Source organism: Chryseomicrobium aureum, assembly GCF_016909155.1.
In the GTDB taxonomy this organism is placed as follows: Bacteria; Bacillota; Bacilli; order Bacillales_A; family Planococcaceae; genus Chryseomicrobium; species Chryseomicrobium aureum.
Window position 1 is genome coordinate 17,198 of record NZ_JAFBFG010000018.1, and the last position, 24,125, is coordinate 41,322.

At 44.9% G+C, this 24,125-nt stretch carries 25 protein-coding genes; 1 reads left to right on the top strand and 24 read right to left on the bottom strand.

Annotated features, from left to right (window positions below; translation table 11 throughout):
• Window positions 1-24: 24 nt before the first annotated feature.
• From JOD03_RS11215 to JOD03_RS11305, 19 genes are all read right to left on the bottom strand, one after another.
• The gene (locus JOD03_RS11215) at window positions 25-1,254 is read right to left on the bottom strand and encodes a S1C family serine protease (protein ID WP_204591163.1); all 1,230 of its coding nucleotides are present in this window, start codon (window positions 1,252-1,254) and stop codon (window positions 25-27) included.
• A 129-nt stretch (window positions 1,255-1,383) separates the two neighbouring features.
• Window positions 1,384-2,172 (bottom strand): MBL fold metallo-hydrolase, encoded by a 789-nt coding sequence (locus tag JOD03_RS11220; protein WP_204591165.1) that lies wholly within the window; start codon window positions 2,170-2,172, stop codon window positions 1,384-1,386.
• Between the two features lie 5 nt (window positions 2,173-2,177).
• Window positions 2,178-2,993, bottom strand: coding sequence for a two-component system regulatory protein YycI (locus JOD03_RS11225; protein ID WP_204591167.1), 816 nt, complete (start codon window positions 2,991-2,993; stop codon window positions 2,178-2,180).
• Window positions 2,980-4,314 (bottom strand): YycH family regulatory protein, encoded by a 1,335-nt coding sequence (locus JOD03_RS11230; protein WP_204591169.1) that lies wholly within the window; start codon window positions 4,312-4,314, stop codon window positions 2,980-2,982. Before JOD03_RS11230 ends, JOD03_RS11225 begins: the two co-directional genes overlap by 14 nt.
• Window positions 4,311-6,131, bottom strand: a complete 1,821-nt coding sequence (gene walK / locus JOD03_RS11235; protein ID WP_204591171.1) for a cell wall metabolism sensor histidine kinase WalK — start codon at window positions 6,129-6,131, stop codon at window positions 4,311-4,313. Before walK ends, JOD03_RS11230 begins: the two co-directional genes overlap by 4 nt.
• An 8-nt stretch (window positions 6,132-6,139) precedes the next feature.
• Window positions 6,140-6,847: a response regulator YycF gene (gene yycF / locus JOD03_RS11240; RefSeq protein WP_204591173.1), complete on the bottom strand. Its 708-nt coding sequence runs from the start codon at window positions 6,845-6,847 to the stop codon at window positions 6,140-6,142.
• Between the two features lie 406 nt (window positions 6,848-7,253).
• Window positions 7,254-8,729 (bottom strand): peptidoglycan DD-metalloendopeptidase family protein, encoded by a 1,476-nt coding sequence (locus JOD03_RS11245; RefSeq protein WP_204591175.1) that lies wholly within the window; start codon window positions 8,727-8,729, stop codon window positions 7,254-7,256.
• Window positions 8,730-9,008: 279 nt separating this feature from the next.
• Window positions 9,009-10,295: an adenylosuccinate synthase gene (locus JOD03_RS11250; protein ID WP_204591178.1), complete on the bottom strand. Its 1,287-nt coding sequence runs from the start codon at window positions 10,293-10,295 to the stop codon at window positions 9,009-9,011.
• Window positions 10,296-10,464: 169 nt separating this feature from the next.
• Window positions 10,465-10,839, bottom strand: a complete 375-nt coding sequence (locus JOD03_RS11255) for a hypothetical protein (protein WP_204591180.1) — start codon at window positions 10,837-10,839, stop codon at window positions 10,465-10,467.
• Window positions 10,840-10,911: 72 nt separating this feature from the next.
• Window positions 10,912-12,270, bottom strand: a complete 1,359-nt coding sequence (dnaB, locus tag JOD03_RS11260) for a replicative DNA helicase (RefSeq protein ID WP_204591182.1) — start codon at window positions 12,268-12,270, stop codon at window positions 10,912-10,914.
• A gap of 12 nt (window positions 12,271-12,282) precedes the next feature.
• Window positions 12,283-12,729 carry a 50S ribosomal protein L9 gene (gene rplI, locus JOD03_RS11265; RefSeq protein ID WP_204591183.1) on the bottom strand — a complete coding sequence of 149 codons (447 nt, stop codon included), beginning with the start codon at window positions 12,727-12,729 and terminating at the stop codon, window positions 12,283-12,285.
• On the bottom strand, window positions 12,726-14,702 hold the full coding sequence (locus JOD03_RS11270; RefSeq protein ID WP_204591186.1) for a DHH family phosphoesterase: 1,977 nt from the start codon (window positions 14,700-14,702) through the stop codon (window positions 12,726-12,728). Before JOD03_RS11270 ends, rplI begins: the two co-directional genes overlap by 4 nt.
• A 13-nt stretch (window positions 14,703-14,715) precedes the next feature.
• On the bottom strand, window positions 14,716-15,654 hold the full coding sequence (locus JOD03_RS11275) for a YybS family protein (RefSeq protein ID WP_204591189.1): 939 nt from the start codon (window positions 15,652-15,654) through the stop codon (window positions 14,716-14,718).
• Between the two features lie 124 nt (window positions 15,655-15,778).
• Window positions 15,779-16,015: a 30S ribosomal protein S18 gene (gene rpsR / locus JOD03_RS11280; protein WP_094941845.1), complete on the bottom strand. Its 237-nt coding sequence runs from the start codon at window positions 16,013-16,015 to the stop codon at window positions 15,779-15,781.
• A 51-nt stretch (window positions 16,016-16,066) separates the two neighbouring features.
• Window positions 16,067-16,585, bottom strand: a complete 519-nt coding sequence (ssb, locus tag JOD03_RS11285) for a single-stranded DNA-binding protein (protein WP_204591191.1) — start codon at window positions 16,583-16,585, stop codon at window positions 16,067-16,069.
• 36 nt (window positions 16,586-16,621) lie between these two features.
• Entirely contained in the window at window positions 16,622-16,912 is a 291-nt protein-coding gene (gene rpsF, locus JOD03_RS11290) for a 30S ribosomal protein S6 (protein ID WP_204591193.1), read from the bottom strand.
• A gap of 157 nt (window positions 16,913-17,069) precedes the next feature.
• Entirely contained in the window at window positions 17,070-18,170 is a 1,101-nt protein-coding gene (gene ychF / locus JOD03_RS11295; RefSeq protein WP_204591195.1) for a redox-regulated ATPase YchF, read from the bottom strand.
• A gap of 59 nt (window positions 18,171-18,229) precedes the next feature.
• Window positions 18,230-18,433 carry a DUF951 domain-containing protein gene (locus tag JOD03_RS11300; RefSeq protein ID WP_204591197.1) on the bottom strand — a complete coding sequence of 68 codons (204 nt, stop codon included), beginning with the start codon at window positions 18,431-18,433 and terminating at the stop codon, window positions 18,230-18,232.
• Window positions 18,420-19,301 (bottom strand): mechanosensitive ion channel family protein, encoded by an 882-nt coding sequence (locus tag JOD03_RS11305; RefSeq protein ID WP_204591199.1) that lies wholly within the window; start codon window positions 19,299-19,301, stop codon window positions 18,420-18,422. Before JOD03_RS11305 ends, JOD03_RS11300 begins: the two co-directional genes overlap by 14 nt.
• 80 nt (window positions 19,302-19,381) lie before the next feature.
• Here JOD03_RS11305 and yyaC point away from each other — a divergent pair, with 80 nt between their 5' ends.
• Window positions 19,382-19,981 (top strand): spore protease YyaC, encoded by a 600-nt coding sequence (gene yyaC / locus JOD03_RS11310; protein WP_204591201.1) that lies wholly within the window; start codon window positions 19,382-19,384, stop codon window positions 19,979-19,981.
• On the opposite strand, the gene JOD03_RS11315 is transcribed toward yyaC, so the two are convergent.
• The 5 genes from JOD03_RS11315 to rsmG form a co-directional block, all read right to left on the bottom strand.
• Window positions 19,920-20,624 carry a DUF554 domain-containing protein gene (locus tag JOD03_RS11315; protein WP_204591203.1) on the bottom strand — a complete coding sequence of 235 codons (705 nt, stop codon included), beginning with the start codon at window positions 20,622-20,624 and terminating at the stop codon, window positions 19,920-19,922. The genes yyaC and JOD03_RS11315 overlap by 62 nt on opposite strands.
• Window positions 20,625-20,716: 92 nt before the next feature.
• A complete protein-coding gene (locus tag JOD03_RS11320) occupies window positions 20,717-21,562 on the bottom strand; it encodes a ParB/RepB/Spo0J family partition protein (protein ID WP_204591205.1) in 846 nt (281 codons plus the stop codon).
• Entirely contained in the window at window positions 21,555-22,316 is a 762-nt protein-coding gene (locus JOD03_RS11325; RefSeq protein WP_204591207.1) for an AAA family ATPase, read from the bottom strand. Before JOD03_RS11325 ends, JOD03_RS11320 begins: the two co-directional genes overlap by 8 nt.
• A gap of 125 nt (window positions 22,317-22,441) precedes the next feature.
• A complete protein-coding gene (gene noc / locus JOD03_RS11330; protein WP_204591209.1) occupies window positions 22,442-23,332 on the bottom strand; it encodes a nucleoid occlusion protein in 891 nt (296 codons plus the stop codon).
• Between the two features lie 73 nt (window positions 23,333-23,405).
• A complete protein-coding gene (gene rsmG / locus JOD03_RS11335) occupies window positions 23,406-24,122 on the bottom strand; it encodes a 16S rRNA (guanine(527)-N(7))-methyltransferase RsmG (RefSeq protein WP_204591211.1) in 717 nt (238 codons plus the stop codon).
• Window positions 24,123-24,125 lie beyond the last annotated feature (3 nt).

The following is a 24,125-nucleotide window of genomic DNA, read 5'->3' on the forward strand; positions in this document are numbered from 1 at the left end:
GAAGTGAATTTAGTTATCCACATCTTATAATGCGTTGTTGTCTATCAGTTCCAATGTGAATTCTACAATCTCACCTTGGCGGTATACTTTCACATCCATTGTATCGCCCACTTCTTTTTCTGTGTAGAGATATTGGCGAAGGTCGAGCATATTTTCAACCTTTTCTCCATCTAGTTCCACAATGACATCATATTGTTGCATGCCTGCTGCTGCAGCTGGAGAGTTATCAAACACTTCATCTACCACAACACCAGTTGTAATATCTTCTGGAAGTTTTAATGTTTCTTGCTGGTGGAAGGATGGAACTTGTTCCACATCGACGAGCGTCACTCCCATCGTCGGGCGTTTCACTTCACCGTTTTGTTCAAGGTCTTCAATGATTGGAATGGCTGAGTTGATTGGAATCGCAAGTCCAATTCCTTCAACTGTTGTTGTCGAGATTTTCATCGAGTTGATTCCAATCAGTTGTCCCGCGATGTTGATCAATGCACCACCGCTGTTCCCTGGGTTGATTGCCGCATCTGTCTGAAGCACTTCTGTCTGCCAGTCTTGTTGTCCATCTTCGTTCAAGTCCACTGGGATGATACGTTCTTTCCCGGAAAGAATTCCTGTTGTGACCGACCCGAAGAAATCGAGGCCAAGTGGATTCCCGATTGCGATAACCGGTTCACCTTGCGTTAACGCATCCGAGTCTCCAAATTCAATCACCGTTTCTACGTCCGTTGCGTCCATTTCAAGTACAGCTAAGTCGGTCCAAACGTCACTACCTACTAATTCAGCACTGACTTTTTTCCCGCCAGCAAGTGTCACTTCAATCGAGTTGGCTCCGTCCACTACGTGATGATTCGTCACGATAAATGCGCGGTCACCTTCGACTTTATAAATAACGCCAGATCCCGTACCTGCTTCTTGTTCACCGGACTGTTCGCTGCTCCAGAAATTATTCACTTCCTGCAAGTTCGTGATTCCGACGACTGCTGCCGAGGTCTTTTCAACAGCCGAGGTGATGTCTGTCGTGACTTCCGTGCTCACTTGCTCGGTCTGAGTGATGTTGCCTGCAGTGCGTGTTCCATTGTTCGGAAGGGCGCTCTGCAAGCTCGGCATCATGAACCAAAGTAGCAATGCACCGACGAGTACTCCGGAAAGTCCCGCTAAAAAGTAGCCGGCAATTCCTCGTTTTTTCTCTGGTTTTTCTGAACGTTTTGGCGGCTGTGGATCTTCCGCGTACGGATTGTATGGTCTGTAATCATCCATCTTCGTCATCTCCTTTGTTGTACTGTATACGTATACTGTACCCTAAAAAGATGAAAATTAGATGAAAATTGCTTAAAAGTTTATTAAAAAAAACAGCCCCCTGATTCTAGGAGACTGTTTCGAGACTACTTATACTTCCACAAGCGGTGTTGGAATTTCTGCGTCGGTGCCGTGCAAATGCACATACTCACCAGCGATGATTCCGCACGAGCGCAGCGTTTGTTCAACGCTCATCTGTGCAAGGTCTTTCATATTGTTGTCTTTACTTAAATGCGACAGGTAGATCTGCGTCGGCTTCAAATCGACCACTTCGCTCATCGCAACAGCCGCGTCTTCGTTTGAAACGTGACCGACGTCTGAAAGAATGCGGCGTTTGACAGACCAAGGATAGCGGCCCATCTGCAGCATCCCCACGTCGTGGTTGCTTTCAAACACAAACGCATCAGAGCCTTTGATGTAGCCTTTCATCCGGTCACTGACATACCCCGTGTCGGTGATAAGCGCGAGCTTTCTGCCGTTCTCGTGAAACACGTAGAACATCGGCTCGGCTGCATCGTGGGATACTTGGAACGATTGGATGTCGAGTCCACCGAATGTTTTGACCGTCTCCATATCGAACTGGAAGCGCTGGTCGGTCGGGATGACACCGAGGTGATGGTCCATCGCCTGCCACGTCTTCGCGTTCGCATAAATTGGCACTTTATATTTGCGGGCCATGACGCCTAGCCCTTTTATATGATCACTGTGTTCATGCGTGACTAAGATTCCGCTCAACTTGCGGGCATCTCGGTCGATTTGCTGAAACAACTGCTCCATTTTCTTTCCGCTCAGTCCGGCATCTACTAAAAAGGAGTGCTCCTCGTTTTCAACGTAAATGGCGTTGCCGGTACTGCCGCTCGCCAATACACTAAATCTCATGCTGATTACTCCTCTGTATCTTCTGACTCTACTGCATCAATCGGGATGTCGAGAATTCGACTGTCGATTGCATTGACGAAGTACTCTTCCATTGTACCATCTGCCAGCTCAACCTTCACGGCCCATGTTGGCGAAAACACCTGTGTCTCCCCGAGCTGTGCGAGAGTCGAATAGCCAAGGCTGACTTCCGTCACTTCCGCTCCTGGAAGAATTAACGAGCGGTTGTACAGCACTTCAATGGCACTCATGTACGTGATCAAGCTACGTTCTTCGTTATAGTCTTCGAGGTCTTCGAGGTATGTCTGTGTGAACCCCGTCACTTCGCCTTCTTCATTCCAGCGAACCAAGATGAATGCACGCGAATTGTGGTACACGCTACGGTCATTTACTTGTTGGAACAGGAGGGCTGTGTTCGTCTCTGAATCGGTCGACCAGATCTTATAGTCCTGGCCTTCGTGTGCATGTTCCTGTACAACACTTTCCACTGTCATGTCACCTTCTACGGAAACTGGCTCAACTAGTTCCACTTCCAGGATCCCATCCGTTGATGACCTCACGTCTGCATTCGGTAGCTGTTCTAATTCATCTGGAGTGAAATTGTGCACAGTTCCCGATACGTAAGCGACGTTTGTCGGCATGTTGGTCAGCCTCGGCACCGTGATGGAATCTGCAGCGAGACGTTCTTCAAACGATGTCGAGCCTTCGAGCGTGCTTTGAAGACCGATGGATTCGTTGTAACGGTCCACATACAGCGACATCAAAAACACGTTCAAGATGGAGAACACGACGATGAAAATAGTTTTGGTTCTACTCCAATCCAATCGCGCCACCTCCTGACAGTTCTGGTGTGATTCGCACCCATGTCTCATTGACTTGATAGAACCAGTACGGCTCAAGCGTCAAAATCGGTTGGGACGAATCGCGTCGGACGTAGTAGCCCGGTTTGATATCCGTCACAAGATTGATATCTACAGATGCTTGGGAAATCAAGTAATCGTAAATGTACTGACCAGACGGCAACTGCTTACGTGTCGTGCGGAAAGGTGATGACTGGTTCAGCGTGTAGTACGGACGAATGTAACGGTAGACCTGATCAAGTCCCCAGTACTGCGTCATGTCTGTTGCCATTGTGTCACTAAACACGGGTAGCCCTTTCAAATGCATCTGGAAGTTGATCTGCTGACCACGCGCATTGATGCGACTCAAGCGGTAATCATCCGTCCATCCCTCGTGTTCGTTGACGAACTCGATGCTATCCGTGACCAGTGTCGCCGAGTCTCCTGGAAGCTCCGTTTCCGAGGCCGGGTGCACGTAACTGATTCGACGCGGTGCATAATCGATGTTCATCAGCGCACTATCGTCTGTATACTGCTGGGACGAAACGCCAACCGGATTACTGCGTACAAGGTTCGGATTTGTAAATAACGCATTTTTGAACTTTTCCGGGGAAATCTCTTCTAATCCGAATGTATATTCTTCAAGTGGCACTTGAACAGATGACACATAAAGCGACTGCAAACTATCTCGTACAATTTCATTGAACACTGGCAATCTGCGGTCCATATCTTCTACACGATTCAAGAATTCTGCAACATCCACATCCGCGACATCCGAGCGGAATACGCGCTGTGAGACGGTGTTGATAAATTTCACGTGAATCGACAGGTCTCCGTCTCCATTTTCCCAGTGCACAATCATATGGTTGAACGAAAAGTCTGGAATGGCTTGGTCGCTAAACGGAATGATCTGACGGAAACTTTGAATCGGGATTTCTGTCGGGTAATAAAAGACAAGTTGATTTGTATCGCGAATCATTTCATTGAGTTGGTCCGTCGTCGCTTCATTATTGATCAGCTGCGGCGGGTTCAAAGTCCACATACGCATGATGCCCATCAAGCCATCCATCTCGCTCGACTGTAGGGAACCTTTCATCGCCGAAGCGCCCGTATAACTAATCAACATGCGGTACGGTTTGATGACGTCACTCGTCCGCTTCTTTTCCGCAATCGCAATATCGACGACTGGTGTATCCTCAAGTGTTGCGTAAGGCGGTGTATACGTCCAGATGGAGAACGTCAAGAGCACACTGAGGGCAATCAAGATGACAAGAACGGCACTTTTTACATGTTCCAGATATCTCATTCCCACTCACTCTCCTCTGGCTCGACGTGCAGCGTAAAGAAGATGTTTGTTCCGTAGCCCTCTTCACTTTCTGCCCAAATTTTCCCACCATGCGCTTCAATCATCTCGCGCGCAATCGCAAGTCCAAGACCCGTACCACCCATAGAGCGGGCACGCGCACGGTCCACACGGTAGAAACGTTCAAAGATTTTATCGACATTCTCTTTAGGAATTCCCATCCCGTCATCCGAGATCATAACCTGCATCATTTCGTCTTTGACCGTAAAGCCAAAGCGCACTGTTCCCCCGTCTGGTGAGTACTTCAGCGCGTTCGAGATGATGTTGTCGATCACTTGCGTCAATTTGTCTGGGTCGATGGCAACAAAATACTCTTTTTCCGGAAGCATACGTGAGAACGACACATTTTGAGACTTCGACATTTCAAAGCGGTCGATAATGCGGTGGAAGAACTGGTTGAAGTTTATGACCTCTATGTTAAGATCGTAGTCTCGGCTATCCATTTTCGAAAGTTGGAGCAAGTCATTTACAAGACGAATCATCCGGGCCGTCTCAGTCTGCGTAACACCTAAGAAGTTCGGGGCAATCGTCTCATCTTTCCAAGCACCTTCAGCAAGCGCTTCAAGATAGCTGCTCATCGTTGTCAGTGGCGTACGTAACTCATGCGAAACGTTCGCAACGAATTCCCGGCGTTCCATATCAATCTTCTCCTGCTCGGTCACGTCATGCAGGACGGCAATCAGACCATTCACAAAACCGGTCTCTTTCTGAATAACAGAGAAGTTTGCGCGTAAAATATACGGCATGTCATAGGTGCTGTAGTTCAGCGACATCGGTTCTTGTTGATGAATCAAGTCTTCAAATGTCGTGTCTTCTTCAATCGTCAGGACAGATGTGATTGGACGATTAAGGACGCTGTCGCGGTTTACATTGAGTAACTCCAGTGCCGGATCATTGATTAGGATTACGCGGCCTTTGCGGTCAGTCGCAATAACCCCATCTGTCATATTCGCAAGAACGGATGCAAGCTTTCGCCGTTCGGCATCGGTCGTCGATTGGGCTTCTTGTAATCGATTCGTTAAATGGTTAAAGGCAATCGCAAGCTGCCCGATCTCATCGTCTCCGTAGACTTTAACTTTACGCGAGAAATTCCCACGCGCCATGGCTTGCGCTTGTTTTCGCATATCGGAAATCGGATGCGTGATCGTGCGGGCGATAAAAATACCAAGGATAATGGTGATACCGAGAGAGACAGCTGTTCCTCCGGCTAAAATCTGATTGATCTCATCCATCTGGCTAAACACTTTTTCAATGTCTGATTCAACGTACAGTGCGCCGATTACATTGCCTTGAGAGGTGATCGGTGTAGCGAGGATCCAGATTCGCTCGCGGGTTACTTTATCGAGGGAAATCATACTCTCTGGATTTTCTGAGCTGATTGTCCGGCGTACTAGCTCATCAACCGAACGTTGCCCGACGATGCTTTGATTTTCATTGTCTGAGGTCCCGAGGATTTGATAGCGGTCATCGATGACACGAATCTCGTTGATGTCACTCGAATTTAAGCCAGCCAAAATAGAACGCAGACTTTGTTCGGTCGTCGCGTCCTCTTCGCCTCGTTCTCGTATCAGTTCTTCGCGCACGCTAAACTCCATGAGTCCGACACGTTCGGTGACGGAATCCTGGAAGTTGTTGCGGAAAGATTCTTCGAGCTCTCGTACGAAATAGAGCCCGATAATCTGCATCGCGATCAATATTAATAAAATATAAATCAACACGATTTTAACGTGAATTGATTTAAAAAAGCCTACTCTATGCATGAATGTTCCTACTCCTGTTCAGGACTGCGCAGGTAATATCCCACTCCACGGCGTGTCACAATCCAGTTTGGATGACTTGGATTATCTTCAATCTTTTCACGCAGGCGACGAATCGTCACATCGACTGTGCGCACGTCCCCGAAGTAATCATAACCCCATACCGTTTGCAGTAAGTGTTCACGTGTCATCACTTGGCCTGTATGTTTCGCCAAGTAGTGCAGCAGTTCAAATTCGCGGTGTGTCAGCTCAATCGCTTCATCCCGCTTCATCACCATATAGGCATCTGGCTGAATCGTTAGCGGTCCGATGTGGATATCATTCGAACTCGCTTCCATATCTTCAGCCGGCACGACTTGCGAGCGACGCATGTTGGCTTTCACGCGCGCAATAAGTTCACGCGTCGAGAATGGCTTTGTGACATAATCGTCTGCCCCAAGCTCAAGTCCGAGTACTTTATCAATCTCAGAGTCTTTTGCTGTCAGCATAATAATCGGAAATTCATACTTCTTGCGGACTTCACGGCACACTTCCATACCGTCACGCCCCGGAAGCATGATATCAAGTAACATTAGATCGGGTTGGAAGGCTTCAACTTTCTCAAGCGCTTCGTCCCCATCATAGGCACATTCCACTTGGTAGCCTTCTTTTTTTAAGTTAAACTGCAGAATGTCTGCAATCGGTTTTTCGTCATCTACGACGAGAATCTTCTTATTCATAGTTCGTTCTCCTCCATCATTCGTTCAGACTTCCCCTATTTTCTAGTTCTCTACTATCCTTAACAATACCATGCCCACGCTATTTTCGCATTTTATTTCCCATTCCTGTCGAAAATGGTCGTATTATTTCCCGGGAAATATTCTCTTTAGATGTGTAGAACGATACTCTAGAAACTGAGCGGGCGTTCTTCTACCGAAACCGATATTTGTTCTACCGAATCGCACTTTTATTCTACCCAAACCGGAATTTCTTCTACCGAAGTCATGTTATGGAAACTAAATCCTCCACCACCGCCGTACACCATCACACCAAACCCCAATGTCCTAAGATCTTTCTAGCAAGCCCTTCACCAATAAGCCCTTCCTACAACAAAAGCCGCCCAACCTCGGGCGGCTTTCCTATCTATTACTTCAACACAGACATCGGATTGATGTGCGTGCCGTTTTTAATGACTTCAAAGTGTAAGTGAGTGCCGGTAGAACGACCTGTGTTCCCCATTACACCAATTTTTGTTCCTTGTGGAACGGTTTGGCCTACTGAAACACTGATTGAGTTCAAGTGACCGTAGACTGTGCGGTAGCCGTTGTTGTGATCAATCACGACACGGTTTCCAAGACCACCCTCCACACCAGCTGCTACGACAACTCCATTATCAGAAGCTAAAATATCATAGCCGCTTGGACGTGCGATATCAATTCCTTGGTGCATACGACCCCAGCGGTGACCCATATGGCTCGAGATATACCCACCTTGTGCTGGCCAAGCGAATGATCCGCTTCCGCGAGAAGGCATCACTTTCGTACCTTTTAGTGTTACTTCATGTTGCACTTGCTTCGTAATTTCCTCTTCCACCATGTCTTTGGCAGTCTCTTGGCCATTCACTTTTGTGATGGCATACGTCGCAATACGCTCGCCGGCTTCTCCTTTAGTTTTCACCTTGGTGTCGCCTTTGTAGAGCGTGTCTGTTTCTTCTACTACTTTATCAAATGCGATTTCTTCCTTCGCACGTTGCTCGTAAGTTGCTGTGAAGTTTAAAGCTGGGCGCAATACCGTGACATTCAGCTCTTGGCCGATAGAGAGTGTCCCACCTTCTTCTAGTCCTTCATTCAATTCAATTAACTCGTTTGTAGAGAGGTTATGAGCACTTGCAATCTTTGAAATGACATCGCCTTGTTTGACTGTATATGTCTCTTGTTTCTCAACGCCCGTCAATAAACGTTCTGTTGCTTCGTCGACTGACAAGACCTCATCTGGCTTCACCGTCATAGTGGCACCGAACACGTTCTGTTCGATTGTTAAATCTTTAATTCGTGTTTCACCTGGCTGTAATTCGGGTACAGAATTACTAGTAGTGTTTTGAGCTTCCAAAAAGTTGAGCTCTTTCTCCGAAATGTAGTTCAACTTCACTTTCCGAAGCACTTCATTGTAAGCATCTAAATCTTTAACGTAGGCTGCCACCTCGTTATCGATTGAAATGGCGAATGCATTGGCATTCACTTCAATGAGGTCCTCTACTTGTTCTAAAGTAGTGGCGTCGTCCGTAGCAGGTGTAAATACTTTCTCTTCAACCACCGAGAAATTATTACCAGCTGTTAACGAAAGACCTTCGAACTGTGATTTGGAAGCTTCTATTTTTTTGCGCTTCAATTGCTCGACTTCGTTTTTGTCTGAGATCGCACCTACGTACTGATCTTCTGTATATATATGATAGATTGTAGTCAAATTACTATCTGCAGTTTCATCTGCAAAAGCGAAGTTGACGGACAACCCAGAAAGCAATACTACTGTGATGGCTGCTTTCTTTATCACATTGGTTTTCTTCCTAGAAAGTCCGTCTGTCGATAAAACAGCCGATTCTTCCTTCGATTTATTCCAAAACATGATAAAGCTCCTTCCGTTTGTAAACACACTCTGGCATTTTTCATGCCCTTCTAATTTACCATATCCATTTATGCAAAGTGAACGAATAGACCCGTTTGTAATCAAAATGTGAAATAGATTCCAGTTCCTACAATTTACTAGAAGTATTTGGTTCACTTCTATGAAATACTAACTAATTTATATTTCAATTATTTCAGTACTTCTCTGAATTGCGCGAAATTATACAGAATAAGACAAAAAAAGACCTCTTCTTAGCAACTGCTAGGAAGAGGTTTTGTATTAGCGCCAAACGCTAGAAACGATATTTGTTTGTGTACGGTCTGGACCAACCGAGAAGATTGAAACTTGAACGCCTGTTAATTGAGCGATTCGCTCTAAGTAGTGACGTGCGTTGTCCGGTAGTTCGTCAAGTGACTTGCAAGACGTCACGTCTTCTGACCAGCCTGGCATTTCTTCATAGACTGGCTCACAGTCTGCAAGCATACGTAGGTTTGCTGGGTATTCTGTGATCAACTCACCTTTGTAGCTATACGCTGTACAGATCTTCACTGTCTCAAGACCACTTAATACGTCGATTGAGTTCACCGTTAAGTCAGTCAATCCACTCACGCGGCGTGCATGGCGAACGACGACAGAATCAAACCATCCGATGCGGCGTGGGCGACCCGTTGTTGTTCCGTACTCTTTTCCGACTTCGCGGATTTGGTTGCCGATTTCATCAAACAATTCTGTTGGGAAAGGACCGTCACCAACACGTGAAGTGTACGCCTTACATACACCGACAACGTGAGAGATCTTTGTTGGACCGACACCTGCTCCGATTGTCACGCCACCTGCTACTGGGTTAGACGATGTAACGAATGGATACGTCCCTTGGTCGATGTCTAACATAACACCTTGTGCGCCTTCAAACAGAACACGACGGCCTTCATCTAAAGCATCGTTCAATACTTTTGATGTATCGGTTACATACTTCTCAATTTCTTGTCCGTATGCATAGTATTCTTCAAGAATATCCTCAAGTTTGAAGCCTTCTGTTTCGTAGAACTTTTCAAACATGCGGTTTTTCTCTTTTAAGTTTAAGTCTAGTTTCTCTTTAAATGTCTCGTAGTCTAAAAGGTCAGCCATACGGATTCCTACACGTGCTGCTTTGTCCATGTATGCCGGGCCGATTCCTTTTCCTGTCGTGCCGATTTTATTCGCACCACGACGGGCTTCCTCCACTTCGTCTTGCTTCAAGTGGTACGGTAAGATGACGTGGGCACGGTTAGAGATACGCAAGTTGTCTGTGCTCACTCCGCGCTCATGAAGACCTTTCAACTCTTTCACAAGAGCTTTTGGATCTACAACCATCCCGTTTCCGATGACTGAGATTTTATCTTTATAGAAGATACCTGATGGAATCAAGTGCAGTTTGTATGTCTCTCCACCGAAAATGATCGTGTGACCTGCGTTATTTCCACCTTGGTAACGTGCAATTACTTCTGAATGCTCTGAAAGAAAGTCTGTGATTTTCCCTTTTCCTTCGTCTCCCCATTGGGTTCCTACAACTACGACTGATGGCATGATCAGCACCTCCGCTAGACACTGTGTGTCCTATTTCAAACAGTATCAGTGTATCAGCGTATGCCCATTCCGTCAACCCATTTACGAACATCTGAATTGTCTAAATTGTAAACGTTCGTGTTTAGGTGCTGATTCTTTATAAAAAGTCACGATTTCAAAGTTTTTTGTATTATTCTTCACCAATTGTTAAAGTCACGCCACGTTTTTCCTGTTCCCCATCCATTATCTTGATGTATGCCACATTCTCTTCCTGCCACTCAATAGCAATAGACGGATTTGCATAGCCATCTATCGGCATATATAGCATGCTCATGTCTTCAATTTCTTGTTCCCAACGTCCATAGTACACTTCATATGGCTCGCCCCCTCCAGGTTCAATAATCTCCACACGATAGTCCCCATTAGGCGATACGCTCTCCATTCCTGAAGAAGACATTTCTACTACACTTTCTCGTGGGGCTAAGGTGAAAAAGGCAAAAACTCCGATGATGCTTAAAATGATGAAAATGACGACGGCAAACAGACAACCCATCAAGCTTTTCATTGCATCCACTCCTTTTCGTTTGTAACTATACGTTTTAGTCCTCTAAAAAGTTACAAAAAAAGCCCCCTATTGTTAGGAGGCAGGCGGAGCCGAATGTTGGCTCCAATCAATATTGACAAATTTGTTGAACTCTTTAACGAACGCAAGTGTGACAGTACCAGTTGGACCATTCCGCTGCTTCGCAATAATGATTTCAATCATGTTCTGATTTTCAGTCTCTTTGTCGTAGTAATCTTCACGGTACAAGAAGGATACGATATCGGCATCTTGCTCGATCGAACCCGACTCACGTAAATCGGACATCATCGGACGCTTGTCTTGTCGTTGCTCTACTCCACGAGAGAGCTGCGACAAGGCAATAACGGGTACTTGCAACTCACGTGCTAGTGCTTTTAGAGAACGGGAGATTTCCGATACTTCCTGTTGACGGTTCTCGCCTTTGCCGCCAGACCCTTGGATCAGCTGCAAGTAATCGATCAAAATCATGCCAAGACCATACTCCTGCTTCAAGCGACGACATTTTGCACGAATTTCGGTTACTCGGATACCTGGTGTATCATCGATAAAGATTCCGGCGTTTGAAAGACTTCCCATCGCCATCGTGAGCTTCTTCCAATCCTCGTTCGTCAAGGCACCTGTACGAAGTACCTGGGCGTCGATGTTTCCTTCCGCACAGAGCATACGCATAACAAGCTGTTCAGCACCCATCTCGAGACTGAAGATGGCGACATTTTCATCGGTCTTCGTCGCGACGTTTTGTGCCACGTTCAGTGCGAAGGCCGTCTTACCAACAGATGGCCGGGCAGCTACTATGATCAAATCATTGCGTTGGAAACCGGCTGTGATGCGGTCGAGATCCCGGAACCCTGTCGGAACCCCGGTGATATCGCCTTTCCGAGAATGCAACTGCTCAATATTGTCATAAGTCTGCACTAAGACATCTTTGATGTTTTGAAAGTCTCCTGCATTTTTTCGACTGGAGACGTCCATCATCTTCTTCTCAGCTTCTGATAACACAGCGGCTACTTCATCCTCGCGCGTGAAGCCGTCTTCTACAATACTTGTAGCTACACGGATCAGGCGACGCAGAAGCGCCTTCTCTTCGACGATACGGGCATAGTAGATGATGTTTGCAGCTGTCGGTACTGCATTTGCTAATTCACTTAAATAAGCAATTCCACCGACGTCTTCGAGCTCTTTCTTTGCCGAGAGCTCCTCTGTGACCGTGACGACGTCTATCGCCTTCCCTTGGTCACTGAGACGAATCATCGTGTGGAAAATACGCTGATGGGCCGTGCGATAGAAATCATCGGGTACGAGGACCTCTGCCGCCGTAATCAGCGCCTGTGGTTCTAAAAAGATGGCACCGATAACGGATTGTTCAGCTTCGTGATTATGGGGGGGAACTCTGTCCATGAACGGCTCGCTCATCTTATTCGCTCCTTACTCTTCAGTTACGTGAACTTTCAATATTGCCGTGACGTCTTGGTGAAGTTTAACAGGTACGTTTGTGTAACCGAGTGTACGGATTGCATCGTCAAGTTCCATCTTGCGTTTGTCGACTTTGATACCGTGCACTTTTTCAAGAGCGGTTGCCACTTGCTTTGTCGTCACAGATCCGAACAGACGGCCGTCTGCTCCAGATTTCGCTTTTAATTCAACCGTCAATGCTTCGAGCTCCTCTTTCAATGCTTCTGCATTCGCAAGCTCTTGTGCGGCTTGTTTTTCCGTCAATTTCTTTTGGCCTTCTACTGCTGAAAGTGCAGATGATGTTGCTTCTACAGCATAGCCGTTCTTAATCAAGAAGTTATGCGCATAGCCGTCTGCTACGTTTTTGATTTCGCCTTTTTTGCCTTTACCTTTTACATCTTTTAAAAATACAACTTTCATTGGTCAGTTCCTCCTTGCGTAATTCGGTCAATGCTTTCTTTTACTTGGTCGATAGCTTCTGCGACCGTTATGTTTTCAAGAAGCGTAGCAGCATTCGTTAAATGACCGCCACCTCCTAAGTTTTCCATTACGAGTTGCACATTGACGTCTCCGAGTGAACGAGCACTGATTCCGACTTTAGATTCATCTCTGCGCCCGATGACAAAGGATGCGCGTACATCGTTCATCGTCAATAAGATATCTGCAGTTTGTGCGAGCAGGATTTGATTGTACACCGCTTCTTCAGGTGCATGTGCAATTGCAATCCCCTCGTGATAAAACTCGACAGACTGGATAATTTTCGCACGTTCTACGTACGTATCAAGGTCTTCTTTTAGTAGGCTCTGTACAAGTACGGTGTCTGCGCCATTCGTACGCAGGTACGACGCCGCTTCAAACGTACGAGCACCGGTGCGTAATGTAAAGCTCTTCGTATCTACCGTGATCCCTGCAAGCATCGAGGTCGCCTCGAGCATCGTCAATTTATCATGCTTTGGTTGATATTCGATGAGCTCGGTTACTAATTCTGCTGTAGAAGATGCATACGGCTCTAAATAGACAAGTAACGTATTTTCGATGAATTCTTCCCCGCGACGGTGGTGGTCAATGACGACGACTTTTTCCGCCTTCTGCAACAACCGGTCATCAATGACGAGACTCGGCTTATGCGTATCGACAACGACAAGAAGTGTTTTGTCCGTCATCCGGTTCAACGCTTCTTCTGGTGTGATGAAGCGTGAGTAGAGTGACTCGTTTTGCTTGATTTCATGCATCAAACGCAAAACGCTCTTATCAAGCTCTTGGAAGTCAACAACAACAAATCCATCGACCTTGTTCATCTCAGCCATCTTCCGTACACCAACAGCGGCTCCGATTGAGTCCATATCCGGTAAACGGTGGCCCATGACGAGAACTTGGTCACTATCTTGAATCAAGTCACGCAGTGCGTGGGAAATAACGCGAGCTCGTACCCGTGTACGTTTCTCCACAGGATTTGTTTTGCCTCCGTAGAACTTTACTTTTCCATCTGCTTGTTTGATTGCGACTTGGTCTCCTCCGCGCCCTAGTACTAGGTCTAGACTGGACTGCGCGAGTTCTCCAAGCTCCACAAGAGATGTGGATGATGTCCCGACACCGGCACTTAGTGTCACTCCGTGCCCAAATGTCGTCGTCACGTCTCGAATTTCATCGAGAATGCTAAATTTCGTCTTCTCAAGCGTTAATAGGATCGATTCGTTCAACACTGCGATGAAGCGGTCAGACGCCACGCGTTTCACGAAGATACCATACTCTGCACCCCAATGATTCACAGTGGACGTGATCAAGCTGTTCAGTTGCCCACGTACTTGGTCGTCCATGCCTTGCGTGATTTCATCGTAGTTATCGATGAACAAAATTCCAATAACCGTACGGTCGCCATAATAGAGCGTCTCGATTTCAACTTGTTCTGTGACATCGAAGAAATAGAGCAGCTTCTCTTCTGGCTTATAAAATACTTTGTAACTGTTGTCGCCGATTTCAACCGTACTGTCGTTGATCTCTTCCGAATTCAATACAGACGGAATTTGATCAGACAAGTCATGCACATCTAACCCAATAAGGGAGTCTTGCGGCATTTGCTTCGTCATATAGGGATTTGCCCATTCAATGACTTGTGCTTCGTTTAGTAAGACGATTCCGATCGGCATCTCCAGCAGGGCTTCTTCCCCTACCTTCTTTAACCGGTATGACATCGTTTCAATATGTTTTTCAGTCTCTTGATAGACCCGGTTTTCCGTCACCCATGCGTAACCCGATACAACGGCTACGAGGAGTCCGAAAAGCACGCCGACCCAAAGGGATTGGGAGAAAAGAATGACTGTTGCGACAACGCCTAGAATGGCAAATAAGACGATGCTATAGCGCATTGGTCGTTTCCGGAAAAAAGTGGCCATGCTACTCAACTCCTTACTTTTTTGAACTTGTGCCGATGTAGGCACGCAGACGGAAACCTAAATCAATGACTCCAATGATGACCACGATGGAATAGAACGGCACTGACACAATCGTCGTTGCAATCGCGCCCCACTTTGGCCAACCTTGTTGATGGAAGTAATAATGAATCAAGGAAACCCCTTGTAAATACAGTAATGCCCGGAATACGAATAGGGCATTCACAACCGCCATTTCTCCGATTGTTCCGGCTTCAAATGTGCCAAGTAATGACAGCAAGGATACGATTAAATAATACCATATCACTGCGCGTGGCAATTGAAAATGACGAAAGGCTGCAAAGCGCGGAATTGGCACTTTTAGTTTGCGTAGAATCGGAAGGGCGACTACGAGATAGACCCAAGCCGTCACAAATATTACCGCAATGAAATAGCCTGGTAAAACAAGAGCAAATGTCTGTAAGCTCGATGCTACAATTTGATTAAAGTCATCCGGCAATTGCCCGGCACTTTCCATCAAGTCCCCCACTTGGGAATACGTATCTCGAATTTGATCCATCATCTGTTCTAGTAAATTCACACCGAACAGAAATTGTGAGACAAGAATTTGTGTAAGTGTAGCTAAAATGAGTGTAATGGCTGTAGAGACGAGTAGAAAAACTTTTGATTTCTTCTCCGCCAGACCGTCTCCAATCATAAATCCGACAGGGACAGTGACGAGGGCCACAAACAGACCTATATAGCCACCAAGTAGGATGGCAAGCAGTAAGCCAAGAACGGCTAAGAAAACAGCGTTAATGCGTGTATGGTTTGCACGAAACCAGGCAATGGGAACAACTGCGAGCAGTAGTCCAACTAGCCCAAGTACAGGCAGATACACGGCAATCAGGAGCAGCAACGTAAAGATCGATAGCGTACTCAAGCCATGTAGCCAGATTGATTTTTCTTGTTGCATAGGAACCTTCCTTCTCTCAAGATATCCCTACTATTTTATCATACTAAAGAGTGAAACGCTTTGAACACTCTAGGAACAAATAAAACCACCTGCCCGGAATCCGGACAGGTGGTTGAGTAAGATCTTATCTCTCTTCAGCTGTGAATGGTAATAAAGCCATGATACGAGATACTTTGATCGCACGTGTAAGTTTACGTTGGTACTTCGCGCTAGTTCCTGTCACACGACGTGGAAGAATTTTTCCACGCTCAGACACGAATTTTTTCAACAAATCTACATCTTTGTAATCGATGTGCGTGATGTTGTTGCTAGTGAAGTAACAAACTTTACGGCGTCGTTTGCCTCCGCGACGTGGTGCCATATTGGTTGCCTCCTTTTTCGTTATCAAGTAATCCGTTTGAGATGCCGATTGTTAGAACGGTAGATCGTCGTCAGAGACTTCAATCGGACCGCTACTTGCAAATGGGTCATCATCCATACGGGTATAATTTTGCTGATTCGATGGTTGGTTTGAACCATACTGATTAGAATTGTTGTTGTAGTTGTTCGACTGCGGTGCATTTCCGTAAGGAGCTGCTTGTTGTCCGCGATCGCCACCACCGCCAGATGCATTGCGTGGTTCTAAGAACTGTACGCTATCTGCAACAACCTCTGTCGTATAGACGCGCTTGCCGTCTTGTCCTTCATAGCTTCCTGTTTGAATACGGCCTTCGACTCCAGCAAGGCTACCTTTTTTCAAGTAGTTTGCTGTGTTTTCAGCTTGTTTACGCCAAACAACACAGTTAATGAAATCTGCTTCACGTTCTCCTGATTGGCTTGAGAATGTACGGTTTACAGCAAGTGTAAAGCGTGCCACTGCTACGCCATTCGGTGTGTAACGCAGCTCCGGATCTTTCGTCAATCTGCCTACTAATACAACTCGGTTAATCATGCCTACAAACCTCCCTCGTCAGCGATCGTTGAATTCTTATTTCTCGTCAACGCGAACAGCAATGTGACGGATAATGTCTTCATTGATGTTAGCAAGACGTGTATACTCATCGATTGCTTTAGAATCTGCATTTACTTTAACGATTTGGTAGAAACCTTCACGCAAGTCATTGATTTCATAAGCTAAGCGGCGTTTGCCCCACTCTTTTGATTCGATGATCTCAGCGCCATTTGAAGTAAGGATGTCGTTGAAACGCTCAACTAGAGCTTTCTTCGCCTCGTCTTCGATTGCTGGCTGGATAATGTACATTAATTCGTACTGTCTCATCTATTCTGCACCTCCCTATGGACTTTGGCCGGTTTTGAGGCCGGCAAGGAGTAAGTAATTGTATTACTCACATCAATGAATTGTATCATATTGGGAAGTGGAATGCAATGTATAAAAAAAGAGAAACTCAGCAGTAAGCTGAATCCCTCTTTGTTAGTTACACGTTGAAACGGAACAACATAACGTCGCCGTCTTGAACAATATACTCTTTTCCTTCAGAACGAACCTTACCCGCTTCTTTCGCTGCTGGCATAGAACCCGCTTCTACTAAGTCATCATACGCCACTGTCTCCGCACGGATAAACCCGCGCTCGAAGTCTGAGTGGATGACACCTGCACATTGTGGAGCTTTCATTCCTTTACGGAACGTCCATGCACGCACTTCCTGAACACCTGCTGTGAAATATGTGGCAAGACCAAGTAGGCTATACGATGCTTTGATCATTTGATCAAGACCTGACTCTTCGATGCCTAGCTCTTCAAGGAACATGGCTTTCTCATCGTCTTCAAGTGCTGCCATCTCTTCTTCAATTTTCGCACAGATCACAATCACTTCTGCACCTTCTGCCGCTGCAAACTCACGAACCTTTTCTACGTACTCGTTTGAGCCGCCGTCCATGATATCGTCTTCTGATACGTTTGCTACGTACAACATTGGCTTAATCGTCAATAAGTGAAGACCTTTGATAACCTTCTTCTCATCATCAGAAAGATCAACAGAACGAGCAGACTGCCCCGCTTCAAATGCTTCTTTCAATTTCTCAAGGACCGGTTGTTCTACCATCGCCTCTTTGTCTTTTTGCTTCGCCATCTTACCGACGCGTTGCAAGCGCTTGTCGACACTTTCTAAGTCAGCAAGAATCAATTCTAAATTGATCACTTCGATATCCGAGATTGGATCGACCTTTCCTGCCACGTGCGTGACGTTCTCATCTACGAAACAACGCACAACCTGACAGATTGCATCTACTTCACGGATATGAGAAAGGAATTTATTCCCAAGACCTTCCCCTTTTGAAGCGCCTTCTACGATTCCAGCGATATCCGTAAATTCAAATGCCGTTGGGACCGTCTTCTTAGGTTCTACCATCTCAGTTAATTTATCTAAACGTGCATCAGGTACTTCAACAATTCCAACGTTCGGATCAATCGTCGCGAACGGATAGTTTGCTGCTAGTGCCCCTGCTTTTGTAATTGCATTAAATAGCGTCGATTTTCCTACGTTCGGTAAACCAACAATACCAGCTGTTAAAGCCATGGGTTCTCCTACCTTTCTTGTTTCAACCTATTAAGTATAAAGGGCAACGCGCCCCCTGTCTATTGTTCCTCGTGACGCACAAGGACCTTCTTCATCTTCTTCTCAAATTCACGACGAGGAATCATGACACTATGTCCGCAGCCTTCACATTTGATTCGGATATCTGCACCAAGACGAATGACTTTCCAAGCATTCGTACCACATGGATGTTGTTTCTTCATTTCCACGACATCGTGTAACTGAAACTCTTTATTTGCCTGCATTCGTTTGGCCTCCTCCTTTTTGTTCAAACACGACCATCTTCTGATACGGAATTTCAATGCCGTGATCATCCAGATACTTTTTGATGTCTCTGCGAAGTAGGCGACCGACTTTAAAATGATTCATCGGCAACGTCTCCGCTGCAATACGCATGACAACATCTGATGCACCTAACGCATTCACTCCGAGCAAATCAGGTCGTCGGACAAGTTCCGGGTAACGTTCCTCCGTCGAATCTAAGAACTTGTTGATCAATCGTTCTACTTCATCCACGTCAGATTCATACGCTACAGAAACATCCACCAGTATCAATGAATTGTAAACAGAGTAGTTGATCACTTCCGAGATATTTCCGTTCGGGATAATATGAAGCTCACCTGTGTACGTCTTGATTTTCGTTGTACGAAGACCAATTTCTTCTACCGTTCCATTCGATTGATTGATCATGACTGTATCCCCAACACCAAATTGGTCTTCAAAGATAATGAAGAATCCGGTAATAATATCTTTCACTAAACTTTGTGCACCAAAACCGATGGCAAGGCCTGCAATCCCTGCCCCAGCCAGTAGACCGACTACATTAATGCTCATTGCAGAAAGAATAGCTAAAATTCCTGCAAAATAGACGATATATGTGAGTCCATTTTGCAGTAATTTGATCAGTGTGTTCTGTCTGCGTTCTGTATACCCAATAGGTGTCTTGGAGCGAAGAATCATCACACGTTCAATGGCAGACTTCCCGATTTTCACGACAATTCCCATTAACACTAAGATCAATAAAATTTTAAGTAATGCTGTTCCGATTGAAATCCATAATGCTTCATTAACTATAAATTCAACTGTGCGTTCCCATATTTGTTCAACACTCATAGAGAACCTCCTTTTTCATGAATACTATTAGTGAGTTCTACATAAACTACTAGAACTACTGCTGGAAAGGTGGATATCCTATGAATCCTACAACTCACTCAACTAATTTTGAAGCACAAGGTGCTATTTGGGAGCTGAGCTCGGCTCTCTTAACTGTACTCCCTTTTGATGACCCACGTCTAACATTTGTGTGCATCGGCACAGACCGTTCAACAGGTGATGCTCTCGGCCCACTCACCGGGTCATTCTTGTCCCTTTATTCAAGCTTTCCATTTCGCGTTGTAGGTTGTCTAGATTCACCTGTACATGCATTGAACCTAACTACTATTGTAGAAGAATTGCATTCGTTTGATTCAGACGCTCCACTCGTCGCAATCGATCCCTGTTTAGGCAATCATCGCGCCATCGGTGATATTTTACTCGAGATCGGTCCTCTTTGGCCAGGCAAAGCCGTCCAAAAGAATTTACCCGCTATAGGGTCTTATTCGATTAAAGGTGTAGTCAACCACCTTCACAGCGAAGGAATTGAAACGCTGCAAACCACTCGGCTTCATATTACACATGACATGGCACGTGTTATAGCTAATGCCCTGTTTCTAGCATGGCATCGTCATTTAGCTAAAACACAAACGTCCATGCTACGTAAAGAGCCACTACCAACAGACTTGGCAGCAAATTAGCGACACGCACTTTTGTAATACCGATTAGGTTTAACCCGATGGCCAAGATCATAATGCCTCCAGTCGCCGTCATCTCACTTAAGAAGAGTGTCAATGCCTCATCTGGAACAAGTCGCGTGATTTGTGTAGCAAATAAAGCGATACTCCCTTGGTAAAGTGCGACTGGAATTGCAGAAAGTAGAACTCCGATTCCTAGAGTGGCAGCTAATAGAATCGATGTGAATCCATCAATAATTCCTTTACTAATCAACAACTCATGATCGTTACGTAGCCCACTGTTTAATGCACCTAACACGCCCATAGCACCAATCACAAAAATTAAAGTCGCTGTAACAAATCCTTGAGCAATCGTGCCTTCTTGACCACCTTTGCTCATCTTCTTCTCAAGCCACTGACCCAGTCGGTTTAATTGACGGTCAAGATCCCACCACTCCCCTAGTACAGTTCCTATTACTAAACTAATGATTACAATAATAAAATTTGTACTTTCAAAAGACATTTGAATTCCCATCACGGCAACGGCTAAACCAATTGCGTACATAATTGTTTCTTTCATTCGATCTGGGATTCCTTTTAATAGTCGCCCAGCAATTGCTCCTACTACAATCAAAAGCGCATTGATCAGCGTCCCCCATAACACCATCTTCATCCCTACTTTTCTCACAATTTCATTTCGCTAATCATGCACTATAAAAAATGAACCTATTTCCACAGCACGTGGAAATAGGTCAGTGTTTACTTTTCTAAAAGTTCTAGAATACGTTCCAGATCATCTTTTGAGTAAAAATCAATTTCAATTTTTCCTTTTTCTTGATCTTTTGAACGGTTAATTTTCACTGCTGTACCAAATCGCTCACGCAATTCAGACTCTTTCTCTACAGTGAAAATATCCTTCTTATCTTTTTCAATTGTTTCACGTGGAACATTTTCATTCAAACGTTGGACAAGTGCCTCCAGTTGGCGAACATTCAATTGTTCTTTCTTCGTCTTTTCAAGAATCAATGGGATATTTCTCTTCTTTTTCAGACCAAGAAGCGCTTTTCCATGACCCATTGTAATTTCACCAGCTGAAATCGCTTTTTTTGCTTCATCAGGTAATACTAAGAGACGAAGATGGTTCGCGATATGCGGTCGACTCTTTCCTAAACGGAAAGCCAATTGTTCTTGTGTTAAATCAAGTGTGTCCATCAGCTTTTGATACGCTTCTGCTTCTTCTATTGCCGTTAAATCTTCTCGTTGCAAGTTTTCAAGAATAGCAAGTTCCATCATTTCACGGTCGTCTAAATTGCGGACAACTGCTGGAATTTCAGCTAAACCTGCTAGCTGTGAAGCGCGGAATCGTCGCTCTCCAACCACAATTTCAAACTTACTTCCCTTTTTGCGAAGCATGATTGGTTGCAAGACGCCATGTTCTTTAATAGAAGCACTTAACTCTTGTAGTGCCTGCTGATCAAAGATTTTACGTGGCTGGTAAGGGTTTGGTTTGATGAGTTTCAATTCAATCTGTTCCACACGTTCTTGTGTGTTTTGATCTTCGCCTGGAAATAGTGCATTGATGCCTTTTCCTAATCCTTTAGCCATGCTTAATCACTTCCTTCGCCAGTTCCAGGTACACTTCTGCACCACGTGATTTTGGATCATATATAATAATAGGTTCCCCGTGACTTGGTGCCTCTGAAAGACGCACATTACGCGGAATGATGGTCTTGTACACTTTTTCTTGGAAATACTTTTTCACTTCTTCAATGACTTGAATACCAAGGTTTGTACGAGCATCGAACATCGTTAGTAGAACTCCATCGATGGATAAGTTCTTATTTAAATGCTTTTGTACTAAACGAATTGTACTTAGAAGCTGACTAAGCCCTTCTAAGGCATAAAATTCACATTGTACAGGAATGATGATGGCATCTGATGCCGTTAAAGAATTGATCGTCAAAAGGCCAAGAGACGGAGGACAATCAATAATGACATAATCGTAATAAGGACTAACCTCTTCCAGTGAACGTTTCAAGCGAACTTCTCGTGAAATAGTAGACACTAATTCGATTTCCGCACCAGCAAGTGAAATTGTAGCTGGAACGATATGTAGATTCTCTACTTTAGTTTCCATAATAATATCTTTTACAGGCACGTCATCAATCAACACATCATATATACACTGATCGACTTCACCTTTGTTTACGCCGACCCCACTTGAGGCATTGCCTTGTGGGTCAATGTCAACAAGTAGTACCTTTTTGCCTAAATATGCAAGGCAGGCACTGAGGTTCACGGATGTGGTGGTTTTTCCCACTCCGCCCTTCTGATTGGCGATGGCGATAATTCTTCCCACTCTTGCACCTACTTTCTGAGCTCATATCTCTTATTCTATCAAATTTTTTTAATTATAGTGTTACATGTGCGTAACATTCTACAAAAAAAACATCTCTACACACAGTGCAAAGATGTTTAAATGGGCTATTTTCGCTTTAGAATTTTAATGACTACTTGATAGTAATCATCTTGATCCTCTTCTTGTGTTTCAAAGTTGATCCCACTTTTTGAAATCATTGTGAGAGATTGCTTCAATGTATTCAAGGCTATACGCACGTCTTTGTTAACCATCTTCTGTCGCGGTTTAGCCGGAGTCTTTTTTTCGGATTTTTCTGCTTTTGCTTGCAGATTTGCAATATGTTCTTCTAATTGTTTGACACTCAATTGTTGATCAATCGTTAGTTTTAGAAGTTCAAGTTGCAGCTCCTCTACTTTTACTTTCATTAATGCACGCGCATGTCGTTCGGATAAGTCCTTAGTCAAAATCGCATCCTGGACTTGTTGCGGTAATTTAAGAAGCCTAATTTTATTGGCGACTGTTGATTGCCCTTTTCCTAGTCGCTGTGCAAGAGCTTCTTGCGTCAATTCATGTAACTCGATTAACTGCTGATAGGCGAGCGCTTCTTCAATAGCTGTCAATTCTTCTCGTTGTAGGTTCTCAATAAGCGCAACAGAAGCCGTCTCTTTATCTGATAAATTACGAACAATTGCAGGTACTTCTGTCCACTCTAGCTTGCTCATCGCTCTAAAACGACGTTCTCCTGCAATGATTTCATACTGACCGGATTCGATTTCCCGTAAAACGATTGGCTGAATTACACCATGAGTCCGAATCGTCCGGGCAAGCTCTTCAATCTTTGAATCATCAAAAACTGTACGAGGCTGATACTTATTTGGAACGATGCGTCCAATCGGGATTTGAACAACTTCTTCTACAGCAGTAGATGTCGCTGCAGTTGCTGTCACTTCTGAACTTGCATCTTTTTCTTTCCCTTTATCTGTACCACCAAAGAGCCTGGAAAAAGGACTTTTCATCTAAACGTGCACCACCTTCTATTACTAATCTATCACAAATCGCTTGAAGATTAAATGTTTCACGTGGAACATTTTACTGGATTGGACTTTTGTTCGGTGTCCCAGGTTTTCGCGGATATTTCTTTGGTGTTGTTTTTTTCTTTGTGAAAATGTAAAGTTTGCGATCACTCTCTTCAACAGGCAGTTTAAATGCAAAATCTTCTTTTAATTCTGCACCTAGAACTGTTAGCGCTTTTTTTGCATCTTTCAACTCGTCTTCAGCTGACGCTGCTTTCATAGCTACAAAGCGCCCCCCTACTTTTGCTAACGGCACACAAAGCTCCGATAACACTGATAGACGTGCAACAGCACGCGCTGTGACAATGTCAAACGACTCGCGATACGCTGGGTTTTGGCCAAACTCTTCGGCGCGCGCATGTACAAACTCTACATGGGAAAGTCCGAGTTCTTTACTTAAGTGTGTTAAGAACTGGATACGTTTGTTAAGTGAATCGACGATTGTGACGCGCATTTCTGGGAAGCAAATCTTCATTGGAAGACTTGGGAATCCTGCCCCTGCACCTACATCACAAACTGTAAGAGGCTCTGAGAAATCCACGTAAAATGCTGCAGTAATGGAATCATAGAAGTGTTTTAAATAGACTTCTTCTAAATCTGTGATAGCTGTTAGGTTCATCTTTTCATTCCATTCGACCAACAGTTCAAAGTATGTCTTGAACTGCTTGATCTGATGCTCCGATAAATGGATGCCTTTTTCAGCTAATGCTGCGATAAATTGTTGTTCGTTCATGAA

What these genes read in the sequence shown, in the direction of transcription:
- JOD03_RS11215 (WP_204591163.1), bottom strand. Translation starts at nt 1,254, where the DNA reads ATGGATGATTACAGACCATACAATCCGTACGCGGAAGATCCACAGCCG.
- JOD03_RS11220 (WP_204591165.1), bottom strand. Translation starts at nt 2,172, where the DNA reads ATGAGATTTAGTGTATTGGCGAGCGGCAGTACCGGCAACGCCATTTAC.
- JOD03_RS11230 (WP_204591169.1), bottom strand. Translation starts at nt 4,314, where the DNA reads ATGAGATATCTGGAACATGTAAAAAGTGCCGTTCTTGTCATCTTGATT.
- walK (WP_204591171.1), bottom strand. Translation starts at nt 6,131, where the DNA reads ATGCATAGAGTAGGCTTTTTTAAATCAATTCACGTTAAAATCGTGTTG.
- yycF (WP_204591173.1), bottom strand. Translation starts at nt 6,847, where the DNA reads ATGAATAAGAAGATTCTCGTCGTAGATGACGAAAAACCGATTGCAGAC.
- JOD03_RS11245 (WP_204591175.1), bottom strand. Translation starts at nt 8,729, where the DNA reads ATGTTTTGGAATAAATCGAAGGAAGAATCGGCTGTTTTATCGACAGAC.
- JOD03_RS11250 (WP_204591178.1), bottom strand. Translation starts at nt 10,295, where the DNA reads ATGCCATCAGTCGTAGTTGTAGGAACCCAATGGGGAGACGAAGGAAAA.
- JOD03_RS11255 (WP_204591180.1), bottom strand. Translation starts at nt 10,839, where the DNA reads ATGAAAAGCTTGATGGGTTGTCTGTTTGCCGTCGTCATTTTCATCATT.
- dnaB (WP_204591182.1), bottom strand. Translation starts at nt 12,270, where the DNA reads ATGAGCGAGCCGTTCATGGACAGAGTTCCCCCCCATAATCACGAAGCT.
- rplI (WP_204591183.1), bottom strand. Translation starts at nt 12,729, where the DNA reads ATGAAAGTTGTATTTTTAAAAGATGTAAAAGGTAAAGGCAAAAAAGGC.
- JOD03_RS11270 (WP_204591186.1), bottom strand. Translation starts at nt 14,702, where the DNA reads ATGGCCACTTTTTTCCGGAAACGACCAATGCGCTATAGCATCGTCTTA.
- JOD03_RS11275 (WP_204591189.1), bottom strand. Translation starts at nt 15,654, where the DNA reads ATGCAACAAGAAAAATCAATCTGGCTACATGGCTTGAGTACGCTATCG.
- rpsR (WP_094941845.1), bottom strand. Translation starts at nt 16,015, where the DNA reads ATGGCACCACGTCGCGGAGGCAAACGACGCCGTAAAGTTTGTTACTTC.
- ssb (WP_204591191.1), bottom strand. Translation starts at nt 16,585, where the DNA reads ATGATTAACCGAGTTGTATTAGTAGGCAGATTGACGAAAGATCCGGAG.
- rpsF (WP_204591193.1), bottom strand. Translation starts at nt 16,912, where the DNA reads ATGAGACAGTACGAATTAATGTACATTATCCAGCCAGCAATCGAAGAC.
- ychF (WP_204591195.1), bottom strand. Translation starts at nt 18,170, where the DNA reads ATGGCTTTAACAGCTGGTATTGTTGGTTTACCGAACGTAGGAAAATCG.
- JOD03_RS11300 (WP_204591197.1), bottom strand. Translation starts at nt 18,433, where the DNA reads ATGCAGGCAAATAAAGAGTTTCAGTTACACGATGTCGTGGAAATGAAG.
- JOD03_RS11305 (WP_204591199.1), bottom strand. Translation starts at nt 19,301, where the DNA reads ATGAGTGTTGAACAAATATGGGAACGCACAGTTGAATTTATAGTTAAT.
- yyaC (WP_204591201.1), top strand. Translation starts at nt 19,382, where the DNA reads ATGAATCCTACAACTCACTCAACTAATTTTGAAGCACAAGGTGCTATT.
- JOD03_RS11315 (WP_204591203.1), bottom strand. Translation starts at nt 20,624, where the DNA reads ATGGTGTTATGGGGGACGCTGATCAATGCGCTTTTGATTGTAGTAGGA.
- JOD03_RS11320 (WP_204591205.1), bottom strand. Translation starts at nt 21,562, where the DNA reads ATGGCTAAAGGATTAGGAAAAGGCATCAATGCACTATTTCCAGGCGAA.
- noc (WP_204591209.1), bottom strand. Translation starts at nt 23,332, where the DNA reads ATGAAAAGTCCTTTTTCCAGGCTCTTTGGTGGTACAGATAAAGGGAAA.
- rsmG (WP_204591211.1), bottom strand. Translation starts at nt 24,122, where the DNA reads ATGAACGAACAACAATTTATCGCAGCATTAGCTGAAAAAGGCATCCAT.